This window comes from Curtobacterium aurantiacum (genome assembly GCF_018598555.1).
In the GTDB taxonomy this organism is placed as follows: domain Bacteria; phylum Actinomycetota; class Actinomycetes; order Actinomycetales; family Microbacteriaceae; genus Curtobacterium; species Curtobacterium aurantiacum.
The window spans coordinates 265,516-284,888 of the sequence record NZ_JAHEWN010000001.1; the positions used below are offsets into that span (position 1 = coordinate 265,516).

General features: G+C 70.6%; 17 protein-coding genes. 4 read left to right on the forward strand and 13 right to left on the reverse strand.

The genetic code is table 11. The annotated features are described in order from the left end of the window. Positions 1-990 carry an alpha/beta hydrolase gene (locus tag KK087_RS01275; protein ID WP_214531175.1) on the reverse strand — a complete coding sequence of 330 codons (990 nt, stop codon included), beginning with the start codon at positions 988-990 and terminating at the stop codon, positions 1-3. A 47-nt stretch (positions 991-1,037) separates the two neighbouring features. Next, positions 1,038-1,970 (reverse strand): NADP-dependent oxidoreductase, encoded by a 933-nt coding sequence (locus KK087_RS01280; RefSeq protein WP_214563946.1) that lies wholly within the window; start codon positions 1,968-1,970, stop codon positions 1,038-1,040. A 104-nt stretch (positions 1,971-2,074) separates the two neighbouring features. Here KK087_RS01280 and KK087_RS01285 point away from each other — a divergent pair, with 104 nt between their 5' ends. Then, positions 2,075-2,569: a MarR family winged helix-turn-helix transcriptional regulator gene (locus tag KK087_RS01285; protein WP_214563947.1), complete on the forward strand. Its 495-nt coding sequence runs from the start codon at positions 2,075-2,077 to the stop codon at positions 2,567-2,569. Between the two features lie 80 nt (positions 2,570-2,649). Here the strand turns inward: KK087_RS01285 and KK087_RS01290 are convergent, their stop codons facing one another. From KK087_RS01290 to KK087_RS01300, 3 genes are all read right to left on the reverse strand, one after another. After that, positions 2,650-4,416: a pectate lyase-like domain-containing protein gene (locus tag KK087_RS01290; RefSeq protein WP_214563948.1), complete on the reverse strand. Its 1,767-nt coding sequence runs from the start codon at positions 4,414-4,416 to the stop codon at positions 2,650-2,652. Between the two features lie 123 nt (positions 4,417-4,539). Continuing rightward, the gene (locus KK087_RS01295; RefSeq protein WP_214531183.1) at positions 4,540-4,731 is read right to left on the reverse strand and encodes a hypothetical protein; all 192 of its coding nucleotides are present in this window, start codon (positions 4,729-4,731) and stop codon (positions 4,540-4,542) included. A 46-nt stretch (positions 4,732-4,777) separates the two neighbouring features. After that, complete coding sequence (locus tag KK087_RS01300) at positions 4,778-5,020, reverse strand: hypothetical protein (protein WP_214563949.1); 243 nt, start codon at positions 5,018-5,020, stop codon at positions 4,778-4,780. A gap of 157 nt (positions 5,021-5,177) precedes the next feature. On the opposite strand from KK087_RS01300, the gene KK087_RS01305 reads away from it, so the two are divergent. Beyond that, positions 5,178-7,232, forward strand: coding sequence for a transglycosylase domain-containing protein (locus tag KK087_RS01305; protein ID WP_250900692.1), 2,055 nt, complete (start codon positions 5,178-5,180; stop codon positions 7,230-7,232). A gap of 82 nt (positions 7,233-7,314) precedes the next feature. On the opposite strand, the gene KK087_RS01310 is transcribed toward KK087_RS01305, so the two are convergent. Genes KK087_RS01310 through KK087_RS01325 form a run of 4 tightly spaced genes read right to left on the reverse strand, consistent with a single transcriptional unit; the run spans position 7,315 to position 11,511 of the window. Then, entirely contained in the window at positions 7,315-8,334 is a 1,020-nt protein-coding gene (locus KK087_RS01310; RefSeq protein ID WP_214563950.1) for an ABC transporter substrate-binding protein, read from the reverse strand. 11 nt (positions 8,335-8,345) lie between these two features. Then, positions 8,346-9,293 (reverse strand): ABC transporter ATP-binding protein, encoded by a 948-nt coding sequence (locus KK087_RS01315; RefSeq protein WP_214563951.1) that lies wholly within the window; start codon positions 9,291-9,293, stop codon positions 8,346-8,348. After that, entirely contained in the window at positions 9,290-10,420 is a 1,131-nt protein-coding gene (locus KK087_RS01320) for a FecCD family ABC transporter permease (protein ID WP_214563952.1), read from the reverse strand. Before KK087_RS01320 ends, KK087_RS01315 begins: the two co-directional genes overlap by 4 nt. A gap of 11 nt (positions 10,421-10,431) precedes the next feature. After that, entirely contained in the window at positions 10,432-11,511 is a 1,080-nt protein-coding gene (locus tag KK087_RS01325) for a FecCD family ABC transporter permease (protein ID WP_307859912.1), read from the reverse strand. 28 nt (positions 11,512-11,539) lie between these two features. On the opposite strand from KK087_RS01325, the gene KK087_RS01330 reads away from it, so the two are divergent. Next, positions 11,540-12,370 (forward strand): siderophore-interacting protein, encoded by an 831-nt coding sequence (locus KK087_RS01330; protein WP_214531193.1) that lies wholly within the window; start codon positions 11,540-11,542, stop codon positions 12,368-12,370. Between the two features lie 342 nt (positions 12,371-12,712). Here KK087_RS01330 and KK087_RS01335 read toward each other — a convergent pair whose 3' ends face one another. The 3 genes from KK087_RS01335 to KK087_RS01345 form a co-directional block, all read right to left on the reverse strand. Further along, positions 12,713-13,624: a carbohydrate ABC transporter permease gene (locus tag KK087_RS01335; protein ID WP_209049393.1), complete on the reverse strand. Its 912-nt coding sequence runs from the start codon at positions 13,622-13,624 to the stop codon at positions 12,713-12,715. A 1-nt stretch (position 13,625) separates the two neighbouring features. After that, entirely contained in the window at positions 13,626-14,597 is a 972-nt protein-coding gene (locus tag KK087_RS17145) for a carbohydrate ABC transporter permease (RefSeq protein ID WP_214563954.1), read from the reverse strand. Positions 14,598-14,681: 84 nt separating this feature from the next. Beyond that, the gene (locus KK087_RS01345; protein WP_214563955.1) at positions 14,682-16,037 is read right to left on the reverse strand and encodes an extracellular solute-binding protein; all 1,356 of its coding nucleotides are present in this window, start codon (positions 16,035-16,037) and stop codon (positions 14,682-14,684) included. Positions 16,038-16,353: 316 nt separating this feature from the next. On the opposite strand from KK087_RS01345, the gene arfA reads away from it, so the two are divergent. Next, a complete protein-coding gene (arfA, locus tag KK087_RS01350) occupies positions 16,354-17,859 on the forward strand; it encodes an arabinosylfuranosidase ArfA (RefSeq protein WP_214563956.1) in 1,506 nt (501 codons plus the stop codon). Between the two features lie 330 nt (positions 17,860-18,189). On the opposite strand, the gene KK087_RS01355 is transcribed toward arfA, so the two are convergent. Next, positions 18,190-19,215 carry a LacI family DNA-binding transcriptional regulator gene (locus KK087_RS01355; protein WP_214564028.1) on the reverse strand — a complete coding sequence of 342 codons (1,026 nt, stop codon included), beginning with the start codon at positions 19,213-19,215 and terminating at the stop codon, positions 18,190-18,192. Positions 19,216-19,373: the final 158 nt, after the last annotated feature.

Sequence of the window (19,373 nt, forward strand, 5' to 3'; positions counted from 1 at the left end):
CTAGCGGAGCGTGGTCGCCCAGCGCCCGATCGCGTCGTACGCCCGTTCCCGGACGTCCGGGGCGGACAGGACCACGTCGTGCAGGGCGCCGGCGAGTCGGCGGACGGTGACCTCCTCGCCGAGCGAGAGTGCACGGTGCGCCACCGTGTCGACGTTCAGGGCGACGTCGGCCCGCGCCATCCCCGGGTCCCACCGCGGCTGGAGCATGCTCTTGTCGCTCAGCATCACCAGGGTCGGAACCCTGATGCCGAGTCCCTTCTCGACCTGCGCCTGCCCGTCGAACACCGCGGCCAGCCAACCCGGGTGCAGCGGGAAGCCGCGTTCCGGACGCCACTTCTGGTCGTAGGTCCACGACCCCTCGCCCTCGGCGGAGACGGTCCGGGTGTAGAAGCCCGGATCGACCGCGGGCATCGGCGCGAGGGGGTTCCGTCGTGCGCCCAGCTTGATCACCGGTGCGACGATCGCCCGTCCCACCGCGGTCGCCTGGAACTCGAGCCACGGGCTGTTCAGCACCAGGCCGTGCACGAGCTCCGGGTGCCGGGCCGCCCAGAGTGACAGGGTCAGGCCGCCGGTCGAGTGGCCCATCGGGACGAGTCGGCGGCGGTCCGACCCGGGGTGCTCGGCCGAGATGGCGTCGAGGGCCGCGGCGATGTCCTCGTCGTACACGGCCAGGTCGTCGACCATGCCCGGCGTCTGGTGGGGCCGGAGGCTCCGACCGTACTTCCGCAGGTCGAGCGCGTGGAACCGGGCGCCGAGTCGTTCGAGCCGTTCGGCGAGCTCGACCTGGAAGAAGTAGTCCGACCAGCCGTGCACGTACAGCACGTCGACGCCGTGCAGGGGCCCGCGACCGTGCAGCAGCATGTCCGTCGGGGTGTGCCGGCGGCGGACCAGGGTGGCGACGACGGGCCCCTCGGAGTCGGTGCCGAGCGGCAGTTCGAGCCGCTCGTACGGTGTTCCGAGCACGTCCTCGTGCCACCCCTGGTCCGTCATGCGCCGAGCGTATCCGGCGTGGCTGCGGGTGGTGGCGGTGCTGCGGTTCACTCGGCCAGGACCACGACCTTGCCGGTGACGCGTCCCTCGCTCGCCTCGGCGTGCAGGGCGGGCAGTTGGTCGAGCGTGATGCGCCGCGTGACCTCGACGGTGAGCGCCCCGGCGTCGACCAGGGACACCAGCTCGGTCAGCCGTGCACGGTTCCGCAGGACGAACACCGTCGCCGCGCGGACCCCGCGGGACTCGTCGCCCGGCGTGGCCATGAACGCCGTGGTGCTGACGACCGCGCCGCCGTCCCGCACGAGCGCGACGAGTGCTGTGAACTCCTCCGGGTCGATCGGGGCGAGGTTGAGGAGCACGTCGACGGGTTCGGCCACGGCGGTGTGGACGTCGGTCGTGGTGTGGTCGATCACCTCGTCCGCTCCGGCCGCCCGGACTGCGTCGATGCTGCGCGGGCTGGCCGTCGCGATGACGTGCACCCCGGCGCGGACGGCGAGCTGGATCGCGTACTTGCCGACGACGCCGCCTGCGCCCATGACCAGCACGCGCTGGCCCGCCTCGAGCTGCCCGTCGTCGAACAGCGCCTGCCAGGCGGTGAGCGCCACCGACGGCAGTCCCGCCGCGTCGGCCAGCGGGATGCTCGTGGGTGCGGCGACCACCGCATCGGCCGGCGTGACGACGTACTCGGCCGCCCCGCCGTCGCGCTCCATCGGCAGGAACGCGACGACGGCGTCGCCCACGGTGAGCCCCTCGACGTCGTCGCCGAGCGCGTCGACCGTGCCGGAGACGTCGTAGCCGGGCACGTGCGGCAGCTCAGTCGGGATGGGCAGGAACCCTGCCCGCATGCCGTTGTCCGCTGCGCTGAACGCCGAGGCGGCGACGCGGAGTCGCACCTGCCCGGCTGCCGGAGTGGGGGTCTCGACGTCCTCGATGCGGAGGACCTCGGGACCGCCGACCTCGTGGAACCGTACTGCCTTCATGATCGTGCCCTTCGTCGTGTGGTGCCGGGTTGCTTCGAGTTCGTAGCAACTGACGCCGACGTTAGCACTGCTTCGAACTCGAAGCAACAGGTAGGATGGATCCCATGAACGACGCGCCGAACTCCGTGTCCCCGACGCAGCTCGCGGCCTACTTCGCCTTCACCGAGGTGAGCGGCCTGCTGCGCCACGGCATCGAGCAGCAGCTCCGCGACGTCGGCGGACTCAGCTACGTCCAGTTCCACGTGCTCGCCCGCCTCGGTGATGCACCCGGCGGGCAGCAGCGGATGACCGACCTGGCCGACGGGGTCGTCTACAGCCGGAGCGGGCTGACCTACCAGGCGCAGTTGCTCGAGCAGCGCGGGCTCGTCACCCGGGGGCCCTCACCGGACGACGAACGCAGCACGGTCGTGACGATCACCACGGCGGGTCGCGACGTCCTCGCCACGGTCTTCCCCGGACACATCGAGGCGCTGCACACCCTGCTGTTCGCGTCGATGTCGGACGCCGACGTCGACGCCCTCGCGCGGATCCTCGGCCGCGCGGCGGAGCACCTCCGGGCGAACCCGCCCCGATCTGCGGGTGCGCGACGGCGGAGCTGACAACAGCACGACGGCCGACTGCTCGGGTGGGAGCAGTCGGCCGTCGTTCGATCAGGAGCGGTCGCTCCCGCCGACGTCGATCAGTTGTACGAGGCGAGTCGGTTCGGTGCGGTGTTGCCCACCGGTGTCGGTACGGCGCCCCCGACGCCGTTGATGATGCTCGAGATGGTGCCGGTGTCGCCGAGTGAGACCGTGACGAGCCCATGGGCGCGGACGCCGGCCGTCTGGGGGACCTCGAACGCCCGGTCCGCGTGCACCGCGGGGTTCGTGTTGAAGAAGGCGTAGACGCCGCCGCCCCAGATCTCGTGCTTCGTCACGGACGACGCCACCTTGTACGCCGCGTAGCCGGCGCCGGTCGGGCTCCGCCACGAGGCGTTGTCCGGCACGTCGTACGGCATCTCGTTCTGGAAGAAGATCGTCCTGCCGTTCTCACCGTTCCAGAGCACTTCGTACTTCTGGTAGTGCTCGACGAAGAGTCCGGTCGCGAGGACGTCGTTGCCGTTCACCTCCACACCGGTCGCACCGGTGTTGACGGTCCAACCGGTGGGGGCACCGCCGTGGTCGGCACGCCAGGCCCAGACGTGGTCGACGAGCGTGTCGTCCGCGTTCACCTGCAGCGTGGTCGTCGCCTTCCCCTGCACACTCGAGCCGACGCGGAAGAACACGTCCTGGATGCTCTGCGGGTCACCGGCGTGGTCGACGTGCGATCCGGAGCTGCCGAGGCGGACGAGCTGCGCGCTGTTCTGCGTGCCGGCGTCCACGACGAGGTTCGACACGTTCACCCCGGCGACGTCCGTCGAGGTCAGGACCGCGTTGCCCCTGGTCGGGACCAGGGTCGGGAACCCGATGCCCGTCACGACGGTGTCCGCCCGGGTGACGGTGATCGCCGCGTCGAGCTGGTACGTGCCCGGCGTGAAGAACAGGTTGAGTCCCTGCGCCAGTGCGGCGTTGATCGTGGCCGCCGAGTCACCGGGGTGGGCGACGTAGAAGTTGCGCATCGGGATGTCGGTACCGGCGGTGTTCGGCCACGTGACCCCGCTCGCGTTCTGCTTGAGCGACGGGACGAACACGTGGTACTTGTTCGACGAGTCCACGTACAGGTACGGCTTCTCACGGGTGATCGGCGTCGTGGCGAGCGTCGTGTAGCTCTTCGAGAAGTCGTTCGCCGGGGCGCCCTGGACCCCCGAGAAGGTCATGTTCCAGTTGCCGCCCTGCCACGACCCGATCGCGGAGTTCCGCGTGTACCACTGCTGCTGCGACCCGGAGGTCACCGTGCCGTCCACCTTCGTGTCGGCGATGTAGCCGCCGGACGAGTACCCCTGCCCGCCGTCCTGGTTCGACGGCCCCATCGTGAGGTTGCCCTTGACGTGCACCCGTCGCATCGGGGCGGCCTGGGACACCGCCCACCGGTCCGTGCCGCTCTCGGGCGCGATCGCCACGTTCTCCACCGATCGCCAGAAGTTCTGGGTGGCGTTCTTCTCGTCACCGGCGTTCCACCCGGAGTCGACGTTCACCGCGCCGTTGATCGTGACGTCGTCCGGGTTCTTCCCCAGGCCGGCGACGGACGTGTAGAAGCCGAGGTTCGCCCAGACCCGGCCGTAGGTGCCGGGCTTGAACAGGAAGGCGTGCCGCTGCGCGCCGAACTGCGCGGTCGTGCTGCGGAGCTGGCTGTCGAAGGCGGCGTCGACGTCGGCCTGGATGGTCGACGCGGGCACCGTGGGGTCGTAGATCTTCACGTTGCTGCCGAAGTCCGGGGTGTCGCTCGTGGCGACCGCCTGGGCCGAGATCGCCGGAGCCAGTGCCCCCACGACACCGATGCCCAACGCGATCGCGAGGATCCGGTTCATCCGTCGTTGCATGATGCTCGATTCGTCATCGTGCGGCGTCGTTGCCGCACGGGACAGACCGTAGACCCGAACCCGCGCGCGGACAGTCGGGAGAAAAGGGGACAAGTGCTGTCCGGGCGGGGTCTAGCTGCGGGGCGCCCGCACCAGGAACAGCGTGACGGCGCCGAGCACGACCGCGGCGACGATGAGCGCCCAGGCGAGCACGATGACCGGCCCGTCCCAGGGGGTGAAGAGCAGTCCGACCCCGATCACCAGGGCCACGGCGGCGCCGACGAGGGCGAGGCGGTGCGGTCGTACCGGAGCGGTGCGTGTCACGCGCCTCACCGTACGCGCACGGGCTGGGCGCAGGTGAAACGGGCGATCAGACCCGCGGCGACGGCCTGCGCCGCGTGACCGCCACCGCGACGAGCGCGGCGATGCCGAGCACGAGGCCGATCGCGCCGAACAACGCACTGAGCAGCATCAGGAGTCCGGCACCGATGTTGGCCCCGCCCTCCCCCGAGTCGTTCGCGATCGCGTACCCACCCACGAACGACGCCAGGAACGCCACGACGAGGAACGCCGTGCAGAGGATGTGCAGCACACGTGGCGCGATCGGGGTCATGACCGGATCGTAGCGCGGCGACGAGGGGCGGATCGCCCCGGCACTTTCCCAGCGGACACGACGGTGTTCCGCGGCGAAGTCCCGGCGACCACCCGAGCGGGACTGGGACGCTCCTCGAACCGCGCCGAGGGCGGTGCGGCCGAGGGGGAACGACGACATGACGATGCGACGTACAGGGGGAGCCGCGCTCGGCTTCGTGGGCGGCAGTGTGCTCGCCGGGCTGCTGGTGAGCGTCGGGGTGACACCGGTGATCGCGGTCGCCGGGCTCGGCACGACGTCGGCGATCGGGGCGTTCGAGTCGCTGCCGGAGAACATCGAGATCGGGCAGCTGCCGCAGCGCAACCAGATCTGGGCGTACCGCGGTGGCGAACCGGTGCACCTGGCGAACGTGTGGGACCAGGACCGCCAGGAACTCACGCTCGAGCAGATCAGCGACGAGCTGGAGCACGCCGCGGTGGACGGTGAGGACAAGCGCTTCTACGAGACCGGCGGTGTCGACGCGACGTCCGTCGTCCGGTCGCTCGTGAGCGTCGCCGCGTCTCGGGGCGAGGGCGGGTCGGGCGGCTCGACCCTGACGATGCAGCTCGTGCGGAACATCAAGATCCAGCAGGCGAGCGAACTGCCCACCGCCGAGGAGCGCGAGGCCGCGTACAAGGAGGCGACCCGGCGGACACCGCAGCGGAAGCTCGCCGAGATGAAGCTCGCGATCAGCCTGGCGAAGCAGTACACGAAGCAGCAGATCCTGGCGGCGTACCTGAACATCGCCTACTTCGGCGACCAGACCTACGGCGTGCAGTCGGCAGCGCAGCACTACTACGGCAAGTCGGCGACCGACCTGACCCCGGCCGAGGCGGCGTCCCTCATCGCGATCGTGCAGTGGCCGGAGCGACGGGACCTGTCGACGCCGGACCACCACCGCGACAACGCCGCCCGGCGGAACGTCATCCTGCGGTCGATGCACGAGCAGGGGCACCTGTCGACCGAGGAGTACCGCACGGCTCGACTGTCCCGCGTCGCCGACTACGTCCACCTGACGGCACCGCAGCAGGGGTGCGAGGCGGTCGAGGTGGGCGCGGAGTTCTTCTGCGACCACGCCAAGACCATCGCCCAGCGGCTCCCGCAGCTCGGTGCGACGAAGCAGCAGCGGGCGGACGCCTGGCGCACGGGCGGGTACCGGATCCAGACCACGCTGGACCTCGACCTGAACGCGGAGCAGAAGCGGCTGCTCGACCAGTACGACCCGAAGACCGAGACCCGGCTGGCGCTCGGAGCCACGTTCAACACGGTCGAGGCCGGGACGGGTCGTGTGCTGACGATGGCCCAGAACACCGACTACGACCGGTCGTCGGACGCACCCCGCACCGCGACGTCGCTGAACTACGCCACCGACCAGGCGGACGGCAGCTCGACCGGGTTCCAGACCGGGTCGACCTACAAGATGTTCACGCTGCTGGCGTGGATCGAGGCCGGCCGCAGCCCGGACACCGTCGTCAACGGCACCCCGCACCCGCACAGCGAGTGGACCGCGTGCGGTGGGCCCGCCTCGGCGTTCTGGCAGCCGAAGAACGACTCACCCGGGCAGCGCGGTCCGTACTCGGTCCGGTCGGCGACGGCCCAGTCCGTGAACGCGGCGTACCAGTCGATGGCCGAACAGCTCGACCTCTGCGACATCCGCGACGTGGCCGAGCGCCTGGGCGTGCACCTGGCCAGCGGTGGCGAGCTGCCGTGGAACCCGGCGTCCCTGCTCGGCACCGAGAGCATCGCTCCGTTGACGATGGCGTCGGCATACGCCGGCATCGCGAACGGCGGGCGGTTCTGCGCGCCGGTGGTGATCGACCAGGTGATCGCGCCAGACGGCGAGGAGCTCGGCGGACAGCCACGGACGTGCACGCAGGTGGTGTCGCCGCAGACCGCGGCCACTGCGTTCGACGTCATGCAGGGCGCCTTCCGTGGCGGCACGGCGAGCGGCGGGCAGACCCCCGACGGGGCGACCCTGTTCGGTAAGACCGGCACGACGGACGCCGCCGACCAGGTGTGGTTGGTGGGCGGCACCTCGCGAGCCGTCACCGCCTACTGGCAGGGCAACACGGACGGCGCGAAGCACAACCTGCGGTCGTTCTCCAACGGTCAGGGCGGCACCTACGCGGGGTCGCGCGCGGCCGTCTGGCGCGACGCGCAGACGGCGGTGAACGCGGCTCTGCCGGTCGGCTGACGGCTCGCCAACGCAACCACGAACGGCCTGGAGGCGCGGTGCCAGCTGGCACCGCGCCTCCAGGCCGTTTCCCGGTTGCGTCCTACGACAGCTTCTTGCTGTCCTCGAGCCAGCCCGCGAGCTTGGTCATGTAGTCGGCCTGCGACGCGTAGTCGAGGGCCGGGAACGTCCAGCTGTGGACCTGGCCCGCCTCGAGCGCGGCGTTGTCGGCGAAGGTCGGCTGCTTCTCCAGGTCGGCGACCTGGTAGCCCTGCTGCGACAGCAGCAGCACGTCACCGGTGATCTGGCCGGCGTTCTCCCACGAGTAGATGCCCCAGTAGAAACCCTTGGGCTTCGGGTTCACGAAGTCGACACCGTACGACGCGTACATCTGCAGGGACGGCTCGTCGGTCGGGCGGGTGACGTACGCGCCGTCGCCGTCGGCGTACATCGAGACGACGGACAGGTCCTTCTCCTTCGTGACCTTCTCGAGCTCGTCGGCAGCGGTGTCGAAGCGCTTCTCGGCGGCGTCGACCGTCGACTCCTTCGCGCCGAGCGACTCGGACAGCTCCGCGATCTCCTCGATGACGTCCTCGCCCTCGCCGCCCCACTTGACCTGGGCGACCGGGGCGATGGCCTTGATCTGCTTCTCCTGGGCCTTGTCCTTGAAACCGTAGCCGGGCTGCTTCGTGTCGAGCGTGCCCTTGGCATCGATCGGGTACACCGAGGTCACGATCAGGTCGGGCTTCAGCGCGGCGAGCTGCTCGAGGTCGATGTCGCCGTACGCGGTGCCGAGCTGGGTGATGCCGTCGGTGTCGAGACCCTCGAACCGGGCGTCCTTCGCCATCGTCAGCTGCCCGAAGGTGCCGACGGGCTTGAGGCCGTACTCGATGAACGACAGCGCGATGTCGTTCAGGACGACGACGCGCTTCGGCGTGTGGTCGACCTTGACGGTCGCGCCGGTGGCGTCCTCGTACGACCAGGCCTTCGACGCGGCGGTGTCGCCGTCGTTGTCGGAGTCGTTCGAGTTGCCGGTGCTCGAGCAGCCGGTCAGGAGGAGTGCCGAGACGGTCACGGAGGTCAGGAGGGCGGCGCGCAGGTGGCCACGTCGGAAGGTCTTCACGTTAGGAGAGGCTAACCTAAGTTCGCGGCACTCGCCAGCGCGTCTTCGGTTTTCGTGCTGGTCCCCGTTCCGGTCTTCGTGCTCGGGACCGCGTGCTCGGTCGGGGCACCGGGGACGGGGTCGTGCTCGTCCGCCTCGGGCACGATCATCGGCGCACCGGTCACCGGGTCGGGGAACACCCGGGCGTGCAGACCGAACGCGTGCTCGAGCAGCGCCGGGGTGAGGACCTCGTGCGGTGCGCCGTCGGCCACGACCCCACCGTCGTGCAGGACGACCAGCCGGTCCGAGTAGCGCGCCGCGAGCGACAGGTCGTGCAGCACCATGACGATCGTCGACCCCTGCTCGCGGTTCAGCCGACGGACGAGCCGCAGGACCTCGAGCTGGTGCGCGAGGTCGAGGTAGGTCGTCGGCTCGTCGAGCAGGAGCGTCTCGGCCTGCTGCGCGACGACCATGGCGATCCAGGCGCGCTGACGCTGCCCGCCGGACAGACTCGTGACGTCGCGGTGCGCGACCTCGGTCAGCCCGGTCGCGGCGATCGCCTCTTCGGCGACGGCGGCGTCCTCGGCGGTCCACGGCTTGGCCCACGACTGGTGCGGGTTCCGTCCGCGCATCACCAGGTCGAGCACGCTCGTGCCGGCTGGGGCGACGGGGGACTGGGGCAGGATCGCGAGCTTGCGGGCGACCTGACGGTTCGGCTCCCTGCGGATCGGGGCCCCGTCGAGGTGGACCTCGCCGGCCTGCGGCTTGAGCACCCGGCCGAACGCCTTGAGCAGGGTTGACTTGCCGCAGCCGTTCGCCCCGAGGAACGTCGTCACGGTGCCGCGTTCGATGCGCAGGTCGAGGTCGCGCAACACGGGGCGCCGGTCGTAGCCGACGGACAGGCCCTTGGCTTCGAGCACGGGGGTGTCCTGCTGGTGCTGGTGCTGGTGCTGGTGCGCGTGCTGGTGGTGTGTCGTCATCGGGACATCTCCTTGCGGTGACGGATGAGGAGCCAGATCAGGTACGGCGCCCCGATCACGGTGGTGATGATGCCGACCGGCACCTGCCACGGGAACGCGGAGCGGGACAACAGGTCGGCGGCGAGCACGAGCACGGCACCGAGGGCACCGGCGAGCAGCAGCGGAGGGCGGTTCGTGCCGGCGAGCCGGAGCCCGACCTGCGGCACGACGAACGCGACGAAGCCGACCGGGCCCGCGGCGGCCACGGCGGCGGCCGTCAGCACGACCGCGAGCGCGATGACGAGCAGGCGGTGCCGCTGGACGCCGAGTCCGACGCCGGTCGCGACCTCGTCGCCGAGCTGCCCGATGCCGAGTGCGGCACTCGTCGCGAGGGCGAGCGGCACCGCGACGGCGGCGACCACGAGCAGCGGCCAGACGCTCTCCCACGAGGTGCTCGACAGGCTGCCGACGAGCCACTGCGACGCCGCGGTGGCGACGGTGATCTTCGCGCGGACGAGCAGGTAGCTGGTGACGGCGTCGAGGGTCGCGCTCACGCCGATGCCGACGAGCACGAGCCGGTAGCTCTGCACCCCGCCGCGCCACCCGAGGCCGTACACCAGGACCGCGGCCACCAGGGCGCCGATCGTCGCGGCCACCGGGATGCCGCCGCCGAGCACCAGGGACGAGACCGAGTAGGTCCCGCCGCCGAGGACGATCGCGGCGACCGCACCGACGCTCGCACCCGCGGTCACGCCGATGATGTCCGGGGTGCCGAGGGGGTTCCTGGTGAAGGTCTGCGTGAGTGCGCCGGCGATGCCGAGGGTGAGCCCGACGAGCGCGCCGGTGAGCACGCGCGGCAGGCGCAGCGTGGTGATGATGAAGGCGTCCGGGCCGGACTCGAGGCCGAGCAGGGAACGGATCACGACCCCGGGTGCGATCCACGTCGAGCCGACCGCGGTGCCCAGGACGACGAGCACCAGGACGGTGGCGAGTGACCCGACGGTGTACCAGAACACCCGGGGGCGCCAGGCGAGGCCGATCGGGCCGATGCGGATGCCGGCGCGGCCGGGGGTGTGGGCAGCGGGGGAGGGCGTGCCCGGCGTGGTGGTCTCGGGCCTGCTGCCGGGTGTGCTCCCGGTGCTGCGCACCGCCGCCCCGCTCACAGGGACACCAGCGATCGGCGTCGGGCCACGGCGACGAACACGGGGCCGCCGATGACGGCGAGGACGATGCCGACCTCGACTTCGGAGAACCCGCCGATCAGGCGACCGATGACGTCGGCGAGCAGCACGAGGGCGGCGCCGACCAGACCGGAGACCGGCAGGGTCCAGCGGTGTCCGGTGCCGACGAGCGCGCGGGCGACGTGCGGCACGGTCAGGCCGACGAAGCCGATCGGGCCCGCGGCCGCGGTGGCGCCGGCGGCCAGGAGTGTGATGCCGCCCAGGCCGACGAGCCGGGCGACGAGGACGTTCTCGCCGAGCCCCTTCGCCAGCTCCGAGCCGAGGCCGAGCGCGTCGAGGGCGCGGACGTTGAGGACCGCGAGCACGAGGCCGGCGACCAGGAACGGCCACACCGCCCCGAGGATGTCGAGCTGCCGCGCGGCGAGCGACCCGACGACCCACAGCCGGTAGGCGTCGAGCGACGCCTGGTCGGTCAGCACCACGAAGGACGTCAGCGCGGCGAGCAGTGCCGAGACCGCGGCCCCGGCGAGGGCGAGGGGCACCGGGCTGGCGGTGCCGCTGCCGGCGATCGTGACCGAGAAGACGACGACGCTGGCGACCAGGGCTCCGACCAGGGCGAACCAGACGGTGGCGCTCGTGCTCGTCACCCCGAACACGTAGACGCCGAGCACCACGGCGAGCCCCGCCCCGGACGAGACGCCGAACAGGCCCGGGTCGGCGAGCGGGTTGCGGGTGTGCCCCTGCATGAGCAGTCCGGCGATGCCGAGGGCCGCTCCGACCGCGGCACCGATGAGCGTGCGCGGGATCCGGGAGCCCCACACGATCGCCTCGTCGGTGCTCGACCCGGTGCGCGTGAGGCCGGCCCAGACCTCGTCGACACCGATGCGGTTGCTGCCGAGCAGCATGCTCGCGACGGCGACGAGCACCAGGGCGACGACGAGTCCGACGATCACGGCGGCCCGTCGGCGCACGGCGGTCCGGTGGACGCCGAGGGTGCGGGACGCGTCGGTGTCGAGGGCCTCCGGACCGGAAGCCAGAGTGGAAGAGGGGGCTGGCACGGAAGCCATCTTAGGTTAGCCTTGCCTCATGGCGAAGACCCCGCGGCTCCTGCCGACGAACCCCAGGCTCTTCCGCGCCCGTGTCCTGCGGACCGAGCGGGTGACCCCTTCCATGCAGCGCGTCACCGTCACCGGCGACGACCTGCACGAGTTCGGGTACCTCGGGTTCGACCACTGGTTCCGCCTGTTCGTCCAGCGCCCCGACCAGGACGCCTTCCGCATGCCCGACCTGGACGGCAAGAAGTGGTGGCCGACGTTCCTCGGCATCCCCGAGGACATCCGCCCGCACTGCGCGAACTACACCGTCGCCGCCTACCGCCTGCTCGCCGACGGCACCGCCGAGCTCGACATCGACTTCGTCGTGCACCTGGACCACCGGGGGCATCTCGAGGGCCGCGCCGCGATCTGGGCCTGTGCCGCACGCCCCGGCGACGAGCTCGCGATGCTCGACCAGGGCTGCATCTTCGACGTGCCCGCCGGCACCAGCGAGGTCATCGTCGCCGCCGAGGAGACCGGGCTGCCGGGCATCGTCGGTATCGCCGCCTCGTTGCCGCGCGACACCGTCGGCCGCATCATCCAGGAGGTCCCGTCGGCCGCCGACATCCGCGACCTCGACGCCCCGAACGGCGTGCAGGTGACGTGGATCGTGCGGCAGCCCGGCGCGGTCCCCGGCAGCGGCGCGCTCGCCGAGTTGCAGCGGCACGTCCCGGTCGACGACAGGGGCTACGCGTTCGTCGTGGGGGAGTCGAGGCTCGCCACCGAGGGTCGCCGGCACCTGCACCGCGCGGGCCTGCCGAAGTCGCGCATCACGTTCTCCGGCTTCTGGAAGCACGAGGCGAAGGTCTCCGTCCCCGCCTGACCCGCGCCCGTTCCTTCCCATGGCGTTCGCGATGCCTGATGGTTTCGGGCGTACTACCTCGAAACTTCTGGCTAGGTACGCCCGTTCCCGCTCGGTACGCCCGGTTCCACCTGGTACGCCCGTTCCTTCCCATGGCGTTCGCGATGCCTGGTGGTTTCGGGCGTACTGCCTCGAAACTTCTGGCTAGGTACGCCCGTTCCCGCTAGGTACGCCCGGTTCCACCAGGTACGCCCGGTTCCGCCCGACCAGACCAGCCGCGCCGCGCACGGCGACGCGACCAACAGACGGACGGGAGGCCCGGTGCCAGCTGGCACCGGGCCTCCCGTCCGTCCTGGGGTCGCGTCAGCCCTTGAGGCCCGAGCCCGTCACGCCCTCCACGATCTGCCGCTGGAAGATCAGGTAGAGGATGATCAGCGGCAGCGCCGCGAGGATCGCACCCGCCTGGATGTCGGCGTAACGCTGACCGAAGCTGCCCTGGACCGTGGCGAGCCCGACCGGGATCGTCATGAGGTCCGGGTTGGACAGCACGAACAGCGGCAGCAGCAGGTTGTTCCACACCCCGACGAAGGTCAGGATCGTCACCGCCGCGATCACCGGGCGCGACAGCGGCAGGATGACCGACCAGTAGACCTTCCAGATGCCGGCGCCGTCGATGCGCGCCGCCTCTTCCAGCTCCTTCGGGATCCCGTCGAAGAACTGCTTGAAGATGAACACCGCGATCACGGCGGGCACCTGCGGGAAGATCACCGACCAGTAGGTGTTGAGCAGGCCGACGGCGTTGAGCTCCTGGAAGATCGGGATGATCAGCACCTGCGTCGGGATCATGATCCCGAGGATGATGAGCAGGAACGCGATGTTCCGACCGCGGAACACGAGCCGCGACAGCGCGAACGCCGCCATCGACGCGAACAGCACGGTGAGCACCGCGGTGACGACGCTCGTGATGGCGCTGGCGAGGTACCAGTTCCAGATGTCCCCGGCCTGGAACAGCGACGAGTACGAGTGCAGCGTCGGGTTCCAGTTCGACAGGATCGCGTTCGCGCCAAGGGCGGCGACGCCGTTGTCGGACAGCGACGTCTTCAGGGCGAACACGCTGGGGATGAGCCAGATGATCGCGAAGATCGTCAGGACGATGCCCGACGCGATCGTGAAGCCGCGGCCGCTGACGCCGATCTTCGCGGCGCTCGTGGGAGCGGCGGAGGAGACGCCGGTGCGGAGCTTGCGGCCGGTGGTGATGCTCTCGGTGGCGGTCATGTCAGGCACCGATCTCTCGCTTGGCGGCAGCGCGCTCGACGAGCTGCCGGATGACCGCGATCGCCACGATCACGATGAACAGGAGGACCGACGCGGCCGAAGCGGCACCGAGTCGGTTGTCGGTGAAGCCGACACCGGTGATGAGCTGCAGCGAGACCTGGGTGGAGATGCCCGGCCCGCCGTTCGTCATCAGGTACACCTGGTCGAAGATCTTCAGGCTCGCGATGATCTGCAGCAGGATGACCAGCGTCGTCGTGCGGCCGAGCAGCGGGAGCGTGATCGACTTGATCTGCTGCCAGTTCGACGCACCGTCGACCGCGGCGGCCTCGTACAGCTCACGCGGGATCTCCTGCAGGCCGGCCAGGTAGAGCACGAAGTTGAAGCCGAGGGTCCACCACACGGTGGCGATCGCGACGCCGATCATGGCCGTGTTCGGGCTCGACAGCATGCCGGACCCGGGGGTCATGCCGATCGCCGACTGCAGGCTCGCCCACAGACCGGTGCTCGGCGTGAAGATGAACACCCAGATCAGCGAGATCGTCGCCGACGGCAGGATGAACGGCAGGAAGAACGCCAGGCGGAAGAACCACTGCCCGCGGTTCATCCGGTTCGTCAGCACGGCGAACACGAACGCCAGGATGACGAGCGGCGGGGTCGTGTACAGCGTGAACTGCAGCGTGTGCCAGAGGGACGACCAGAAGTCGCTCCGCCCGAGCATCTCGGCGTAGTTCGCGAACCCCGCGAAGCTGCCGAGCCCGGTGCGGACGGTCGAGGTGTTGAAGAAGCTCGTGACGATCATCCAGATGGTCGGACCGAGCAGGAAGGCCACGTAGAACAGGCCGAAGGGGGCGAGGAACAGCCAGCCGCTGCGGCCCTGGCCGCGGTTCACGCTGGATCCGTAGGTGCGGTTCCGGCGGAGACGCGGCGCGCTGGCCGCGTCGGTCGGCCGGTCGAGGACAGGTGCTGTGGTCACGTCATCGTGCCTTTCGCGCGGTGTTCACGGCGATCGCTGTGGTCGTCTGCCCGGAGCGTGCGTGCCGGGCGTTCGGGTGCCGGGTCACAGGGGGCTCGGGGTGTTGAGGTACGTCGCGAGCTGCGACTTGATGGCGCTGAGCGCTTGCGCGGGGGACGAGCTGCCCTGCTGCACGAGGGCCAGCTGGGCGCCCACCGTGCCCTCGAAGGTCGAGCCGGACCCGCCGTACCAGGCGGCGTCGTCGAACACGGCGGTCTCGGCTGCGGCCGCGTAGTTGGACTGCGGCTTGAGGTCCCGGTACTGCGTGCTGTCGAACGTCGGCATGTACGCCGGCACGTGCCCGCCCTCGGCCCACGTCAGGCTCTGCTCGAGCATCTGCTTGATGAAGAGCAGGTGCTGCTTGCGCTGCTCCGGCGTGCGGGCCTTCTTCGGCAGGACGAAGGTGTGCGAGTCCGCCTGGGTGGCCGGCTTGTCGTAGAGCTGGGGGATCGGCGCCATGCCGAACTTCAGCCCCTTGATCGACTGCGCGGTGCTGATCTCCCACTCGCCCTGCATGAAGAAGCCGGCCTTGCCGTCGAACATGAGCGACTGTGCGGTGGCGTAGTCGAGGGCCTTGTTCAGCCAGCCCTCCTTCACCCACTTCTGGGTGCGGCTCGTGACCTCGGTGTAGGCGTCCTCGTTGACGGTGAGCTCGGCGCCGCCCTTGCTGAGGAACGGGGTGGCGTCGTTCAGCTGGTTGTACATCGTCCAGAAGAAGCGCCACGGGGTGGCGGTCTCCGGGACGACGTTCGCGACGTTGAGGGCGGTGCCGCCGGTGACCTTCGCGACCGCGGCGAGCGCCTTCTCGAAGTTGTCCATGCCGTTGAGGTCGACGAGGTTGCCGTCACCGTCGATCAGGCCCGCCTTCTTGCAGACGTCCACGTTGTAGAAGAGCACGAACGGGTGGGTGTCGAGCGGGATCGCGATGTTGTTGCCGTCGGTCTTCTGCGCGGCCCAGGCCTTCTGGTTGAAGTCGGCGGCGCTCAGGCCGACGCTCGCCAGGTCGTCGGACGTGATCGGGTCGAGCAGGTCACCGTCCCACAGGGGCTTCGCGCGGGTCAGGTGCGCGATCGCCACGTCCGGCGGCTTGTTCCCGACGGTCGCCAGTGTCAGCTTCGAGTAGTACGGGTTGCCCCACGCGAACGTGGTGCCCTGCAGCGCGCTCGAACCGCCGTGCTGCTTCGCGTAGCCGTCCTCCATCGACTGCATGCGGACGCCGTCGCCGCCGCCGAACAGGTTCCAGAAGACGAGGGTCTCGGGGTTGAGGGCACTGCCGGCGAGACCGGCGGCGAGGGGGCTCGAGCAGGCTGCGAGCGGCAGGACCGTCGCGGCCGCTGCGCCGGCGGCGAGGAAGCCCCGGCGCGAGAGGCGCGACGCGGGTGTTGCGGGTGGGATCGGCATGGCATCACTCCATCGGGATGGGCCGGGCTCGGGAACAGGGTCGGTGCTCCCGCCGGAGCAGCGATGCTCCGGAACCGGAGCAGCGAAGCTCCGGAACCAGAGCATCGATGCTCCGGGACCGGAGCGCCTTCCGGTGCTCCGTGAGCGCTCACATTAGCGCTCGCTCCCATCATCCGCCACCCCTTTCGCGTCGGCGTGGAACCGGGTAGCGTTTCCGTCAGGTGAGCGCTCACTTTCGTGACGGCCCGCTTCGGTTCCCGAACGCGTCCCCACCCGCTCCCCGCACGAACCGCACTGCCACGATCGAAGGAGATCCATGCCCCGCACACACCTCGTCCTCGACGCCGCGTTCGCCGTGGGGCCGGTGCGACGTCGCCTGTTCGGCGGGTTCGTCGAGCACCTCGGCCGCCACGTCTACGACGGCATCCACGAGCCCGCCCACGAGACCGCCGACGAGCACGGCTTCCGCAAGGACGTCGTCGAACTCGTCAAGGAGCTCGGCGTCTCCGCCATCCGCTACCCCGGTGGCAACTTCGTCTCCGGCTACAAGTGGGAGGACGGCGTCGGCCCCGTCGAGCAGCGCCCGCGCCGTCTCGACCTCGCATGGCACTCGACCGAGACGAACGAGGTCGGCCTGCACGAGTTCCAGCACTGGCTCGACCAGGTCGGCTCCGAGCTCATGCTCGCCGTGAACCTCGGGACCCGCGGCACGCAGGAGGCCATCGAGCTCCTCGAGTACGCGAACATCGACGCCAGCACCGCGCTGTCCGAGTACCGCCGTTCGAACGGTCGCCAGGAGCCCTTCGGCATCACGATGTGGTGCCTCGGCAACGAGATGGACGGCCCGTGGCAGCTCGGCCACAAGAACGCCGACGACTACGGCAAGCTCGCGGCCATGACCGCGAAGGCCATGCGGCAGATCCAGCCCGACCTCGAGCTCGTCGCGTGCGGTTCCTCCGGAGCGTCGATGCCGACGTTCGGCGAGTGGGAGCGCACCGTCCTCGAGCACACCTACGACGACGTCGACTACATCTCCGCGCACGCCTACTACGAGGAGGACGACGACCTGCCGTCGTTCCTCGCCTCGGGCGTGAACATGGACCACTTCATCAAGACGGTCACCACGGCCGCCGACCACGTCCAGGCGCAGAAGAAGTCCGACAAGCGCATCGACATCTCGTTCGACGAGTGGAACGTCTGGTCGATCAAGAAGTGGGAGGCCAAGGCGAAGACCTTCACGCTCGACGAGTGGCCCGTCGCCCCGCGGCTGCTCGAGGACGTCTACACCGTCGCCGACGCCGTCGTCGTGGGTGGCCTGCTCATCTCGCTGCTCCGCCACGCCGACCGCGTCGCCTCGGCCTCGCTCGCCCAGCTCGTCAACGTGATCGGCCCGATCATGACCGAGCCCGGCGGCCCGGCCTGGCGCCAGACGACGTTCTTCCCGTTCTCGGTCACCTCGCGCCTGGCGCAGGGCACGTCGCTGCAGGTCAAGGCCTCCGGTGACACGGTCGACGGTGGCAAGTACGGTGAGGTCCCGGTCGTGGACTCCGCCGCCACCGTGTCCGAGGACGGCAAGGCCGCGGTGTTCCTGGTGAACCGCCACCCGTCCGAGCCGACGACGGTGACGATCGACCTCGCCGGCATCGGTGCGTCGGGCGACGTCCACGCCGAGGGCGTCTGGGACGACGACCTGCACGCCGTGAACGACCTGGCGAACACCTCGCGGGTGGGGCTCCGCACGAACGAGTCGGTCCGTCGCGAGGGCGACACCGTCACGATCGAGCTCCCGCCGGTCTCCTGGACCGCCGTCTCGATCGGCTAGAAGACGCCTCGGCGCACGCCACGGCGGGCGTCGAGTGAGCACAGGGGACGTCGGGCGCTCGCGCCCGACGTCCCCTGCTCGTTGCGGCGGGCGGGACGGGCGCGAGTGCACGGGGTGGGCGACACCTCACGGGGTGACGGGCGCGTGGACTGTCGCTGGGCCCGTGACGCGGCCCGCGCGGCGGCCGGGAGGCCCGTGGCGGCCCGGCACCGCGCCTCCCGTCCGGGGCGTGCGCGAGTTCACGGGCTGGGCGACAGTTCACGGGGCCGTGCACGCGTGAGGTGTCGGTGAGCGCGAAACGCGCGCCGCGCGCCGCGCGCCGCGGCGCGGTCAGCGCGCGGGCGGCGCCGCCGTGCTCGCGCGCTCGACGAGCCGCACCGGCACCAGGTCGGCCGCGACACTGACCGGCTCACCGTCGATCTGGGCGAGCAGGTTCGCGACCGCTCGGCGGCCGACCTCGTCGAAGGACTGGTGGACGGTGGTCAGCGGCGGCCAGAACGAGTCGGACTCGGGGGAGTCGTCGAACCCCACCACGCTGAGCGACGACGGTACCGGGCGACCGGACTCGTGTGCGGCGCGCAGGACCCCGAGCGCGGTCTGGTCGTTGGCGGCGAACACCGCGGTGATCTCCGGGCGTGCGGCGATCTCGAGCCCGGCCTCGTACCCGTGCTCGGTGGTCCAGCCGCCGCGGAACACCGGCGGGACGGGGCGGCCGGCGCGCGACAGGGTGTCCTCCCACGCGGCGAGTCGACGGGCCGCCGAGTACGACGACTCCGGACCGGCCACGTGCCAGACCGTCTCGTGCCCCAGGTCGAGCAGGTGCTGGGTGGCCTGGCGGGCGCCGTCGGCCTGGTCGGTGTCGATCGCGGGGTGGTCGGTGCTGCCGGTGGAGTCCACGATGACCATGGGCACGCCGTCGGGCAGCACGACCTCGGCGGTGTCGATGATGTGCGACTCGATGATGATCACGACGCCGTCGACGGCCTGTTCGTGCAGGCGTGAGAACGCGGAGCGGACGCCCGCCTCGGTGCGCGAGGCCATCGGCAGCAGGGTGATCGTGAAGTCGGCGACCCCGGCGGCGTCGGCGATCGCCTCGAGCGTGCGCATGTTGCCGAAGGACGCGAGCGTGAACATGATCACGCCGATGGTGCGGAAGCGGCCGGAGCGCAGAGCCCGGGCCGCCCGGTTCGGGCGGTAGCCGAGGGAGTCCATCGCGCGCTGGACGCGGTCGCGGGTCTCCGGGCTGACGTTGTCGAAGCCCCGGGCGACGCGCGAGACCGTCTGCATCGACACCCCGGCCGCGTCGGCGACGGCGGCCATCGAGGGGGCGCGGCGGGTGCCGGCGGGGGACTCCATCGTCACGCTGGCGCTCCTTCCGGATCGAGGGGCCGTGCGGTCGGCCTCCCCGGACGCTAGTGCATGTTGACGTTGCCATGCTATCGTCGCGTCGTTCGATGTTGACGTCAACATCGGTGACCGCCCGGACGCCCTGATCCGGCCCGGGCCGAGCTGCC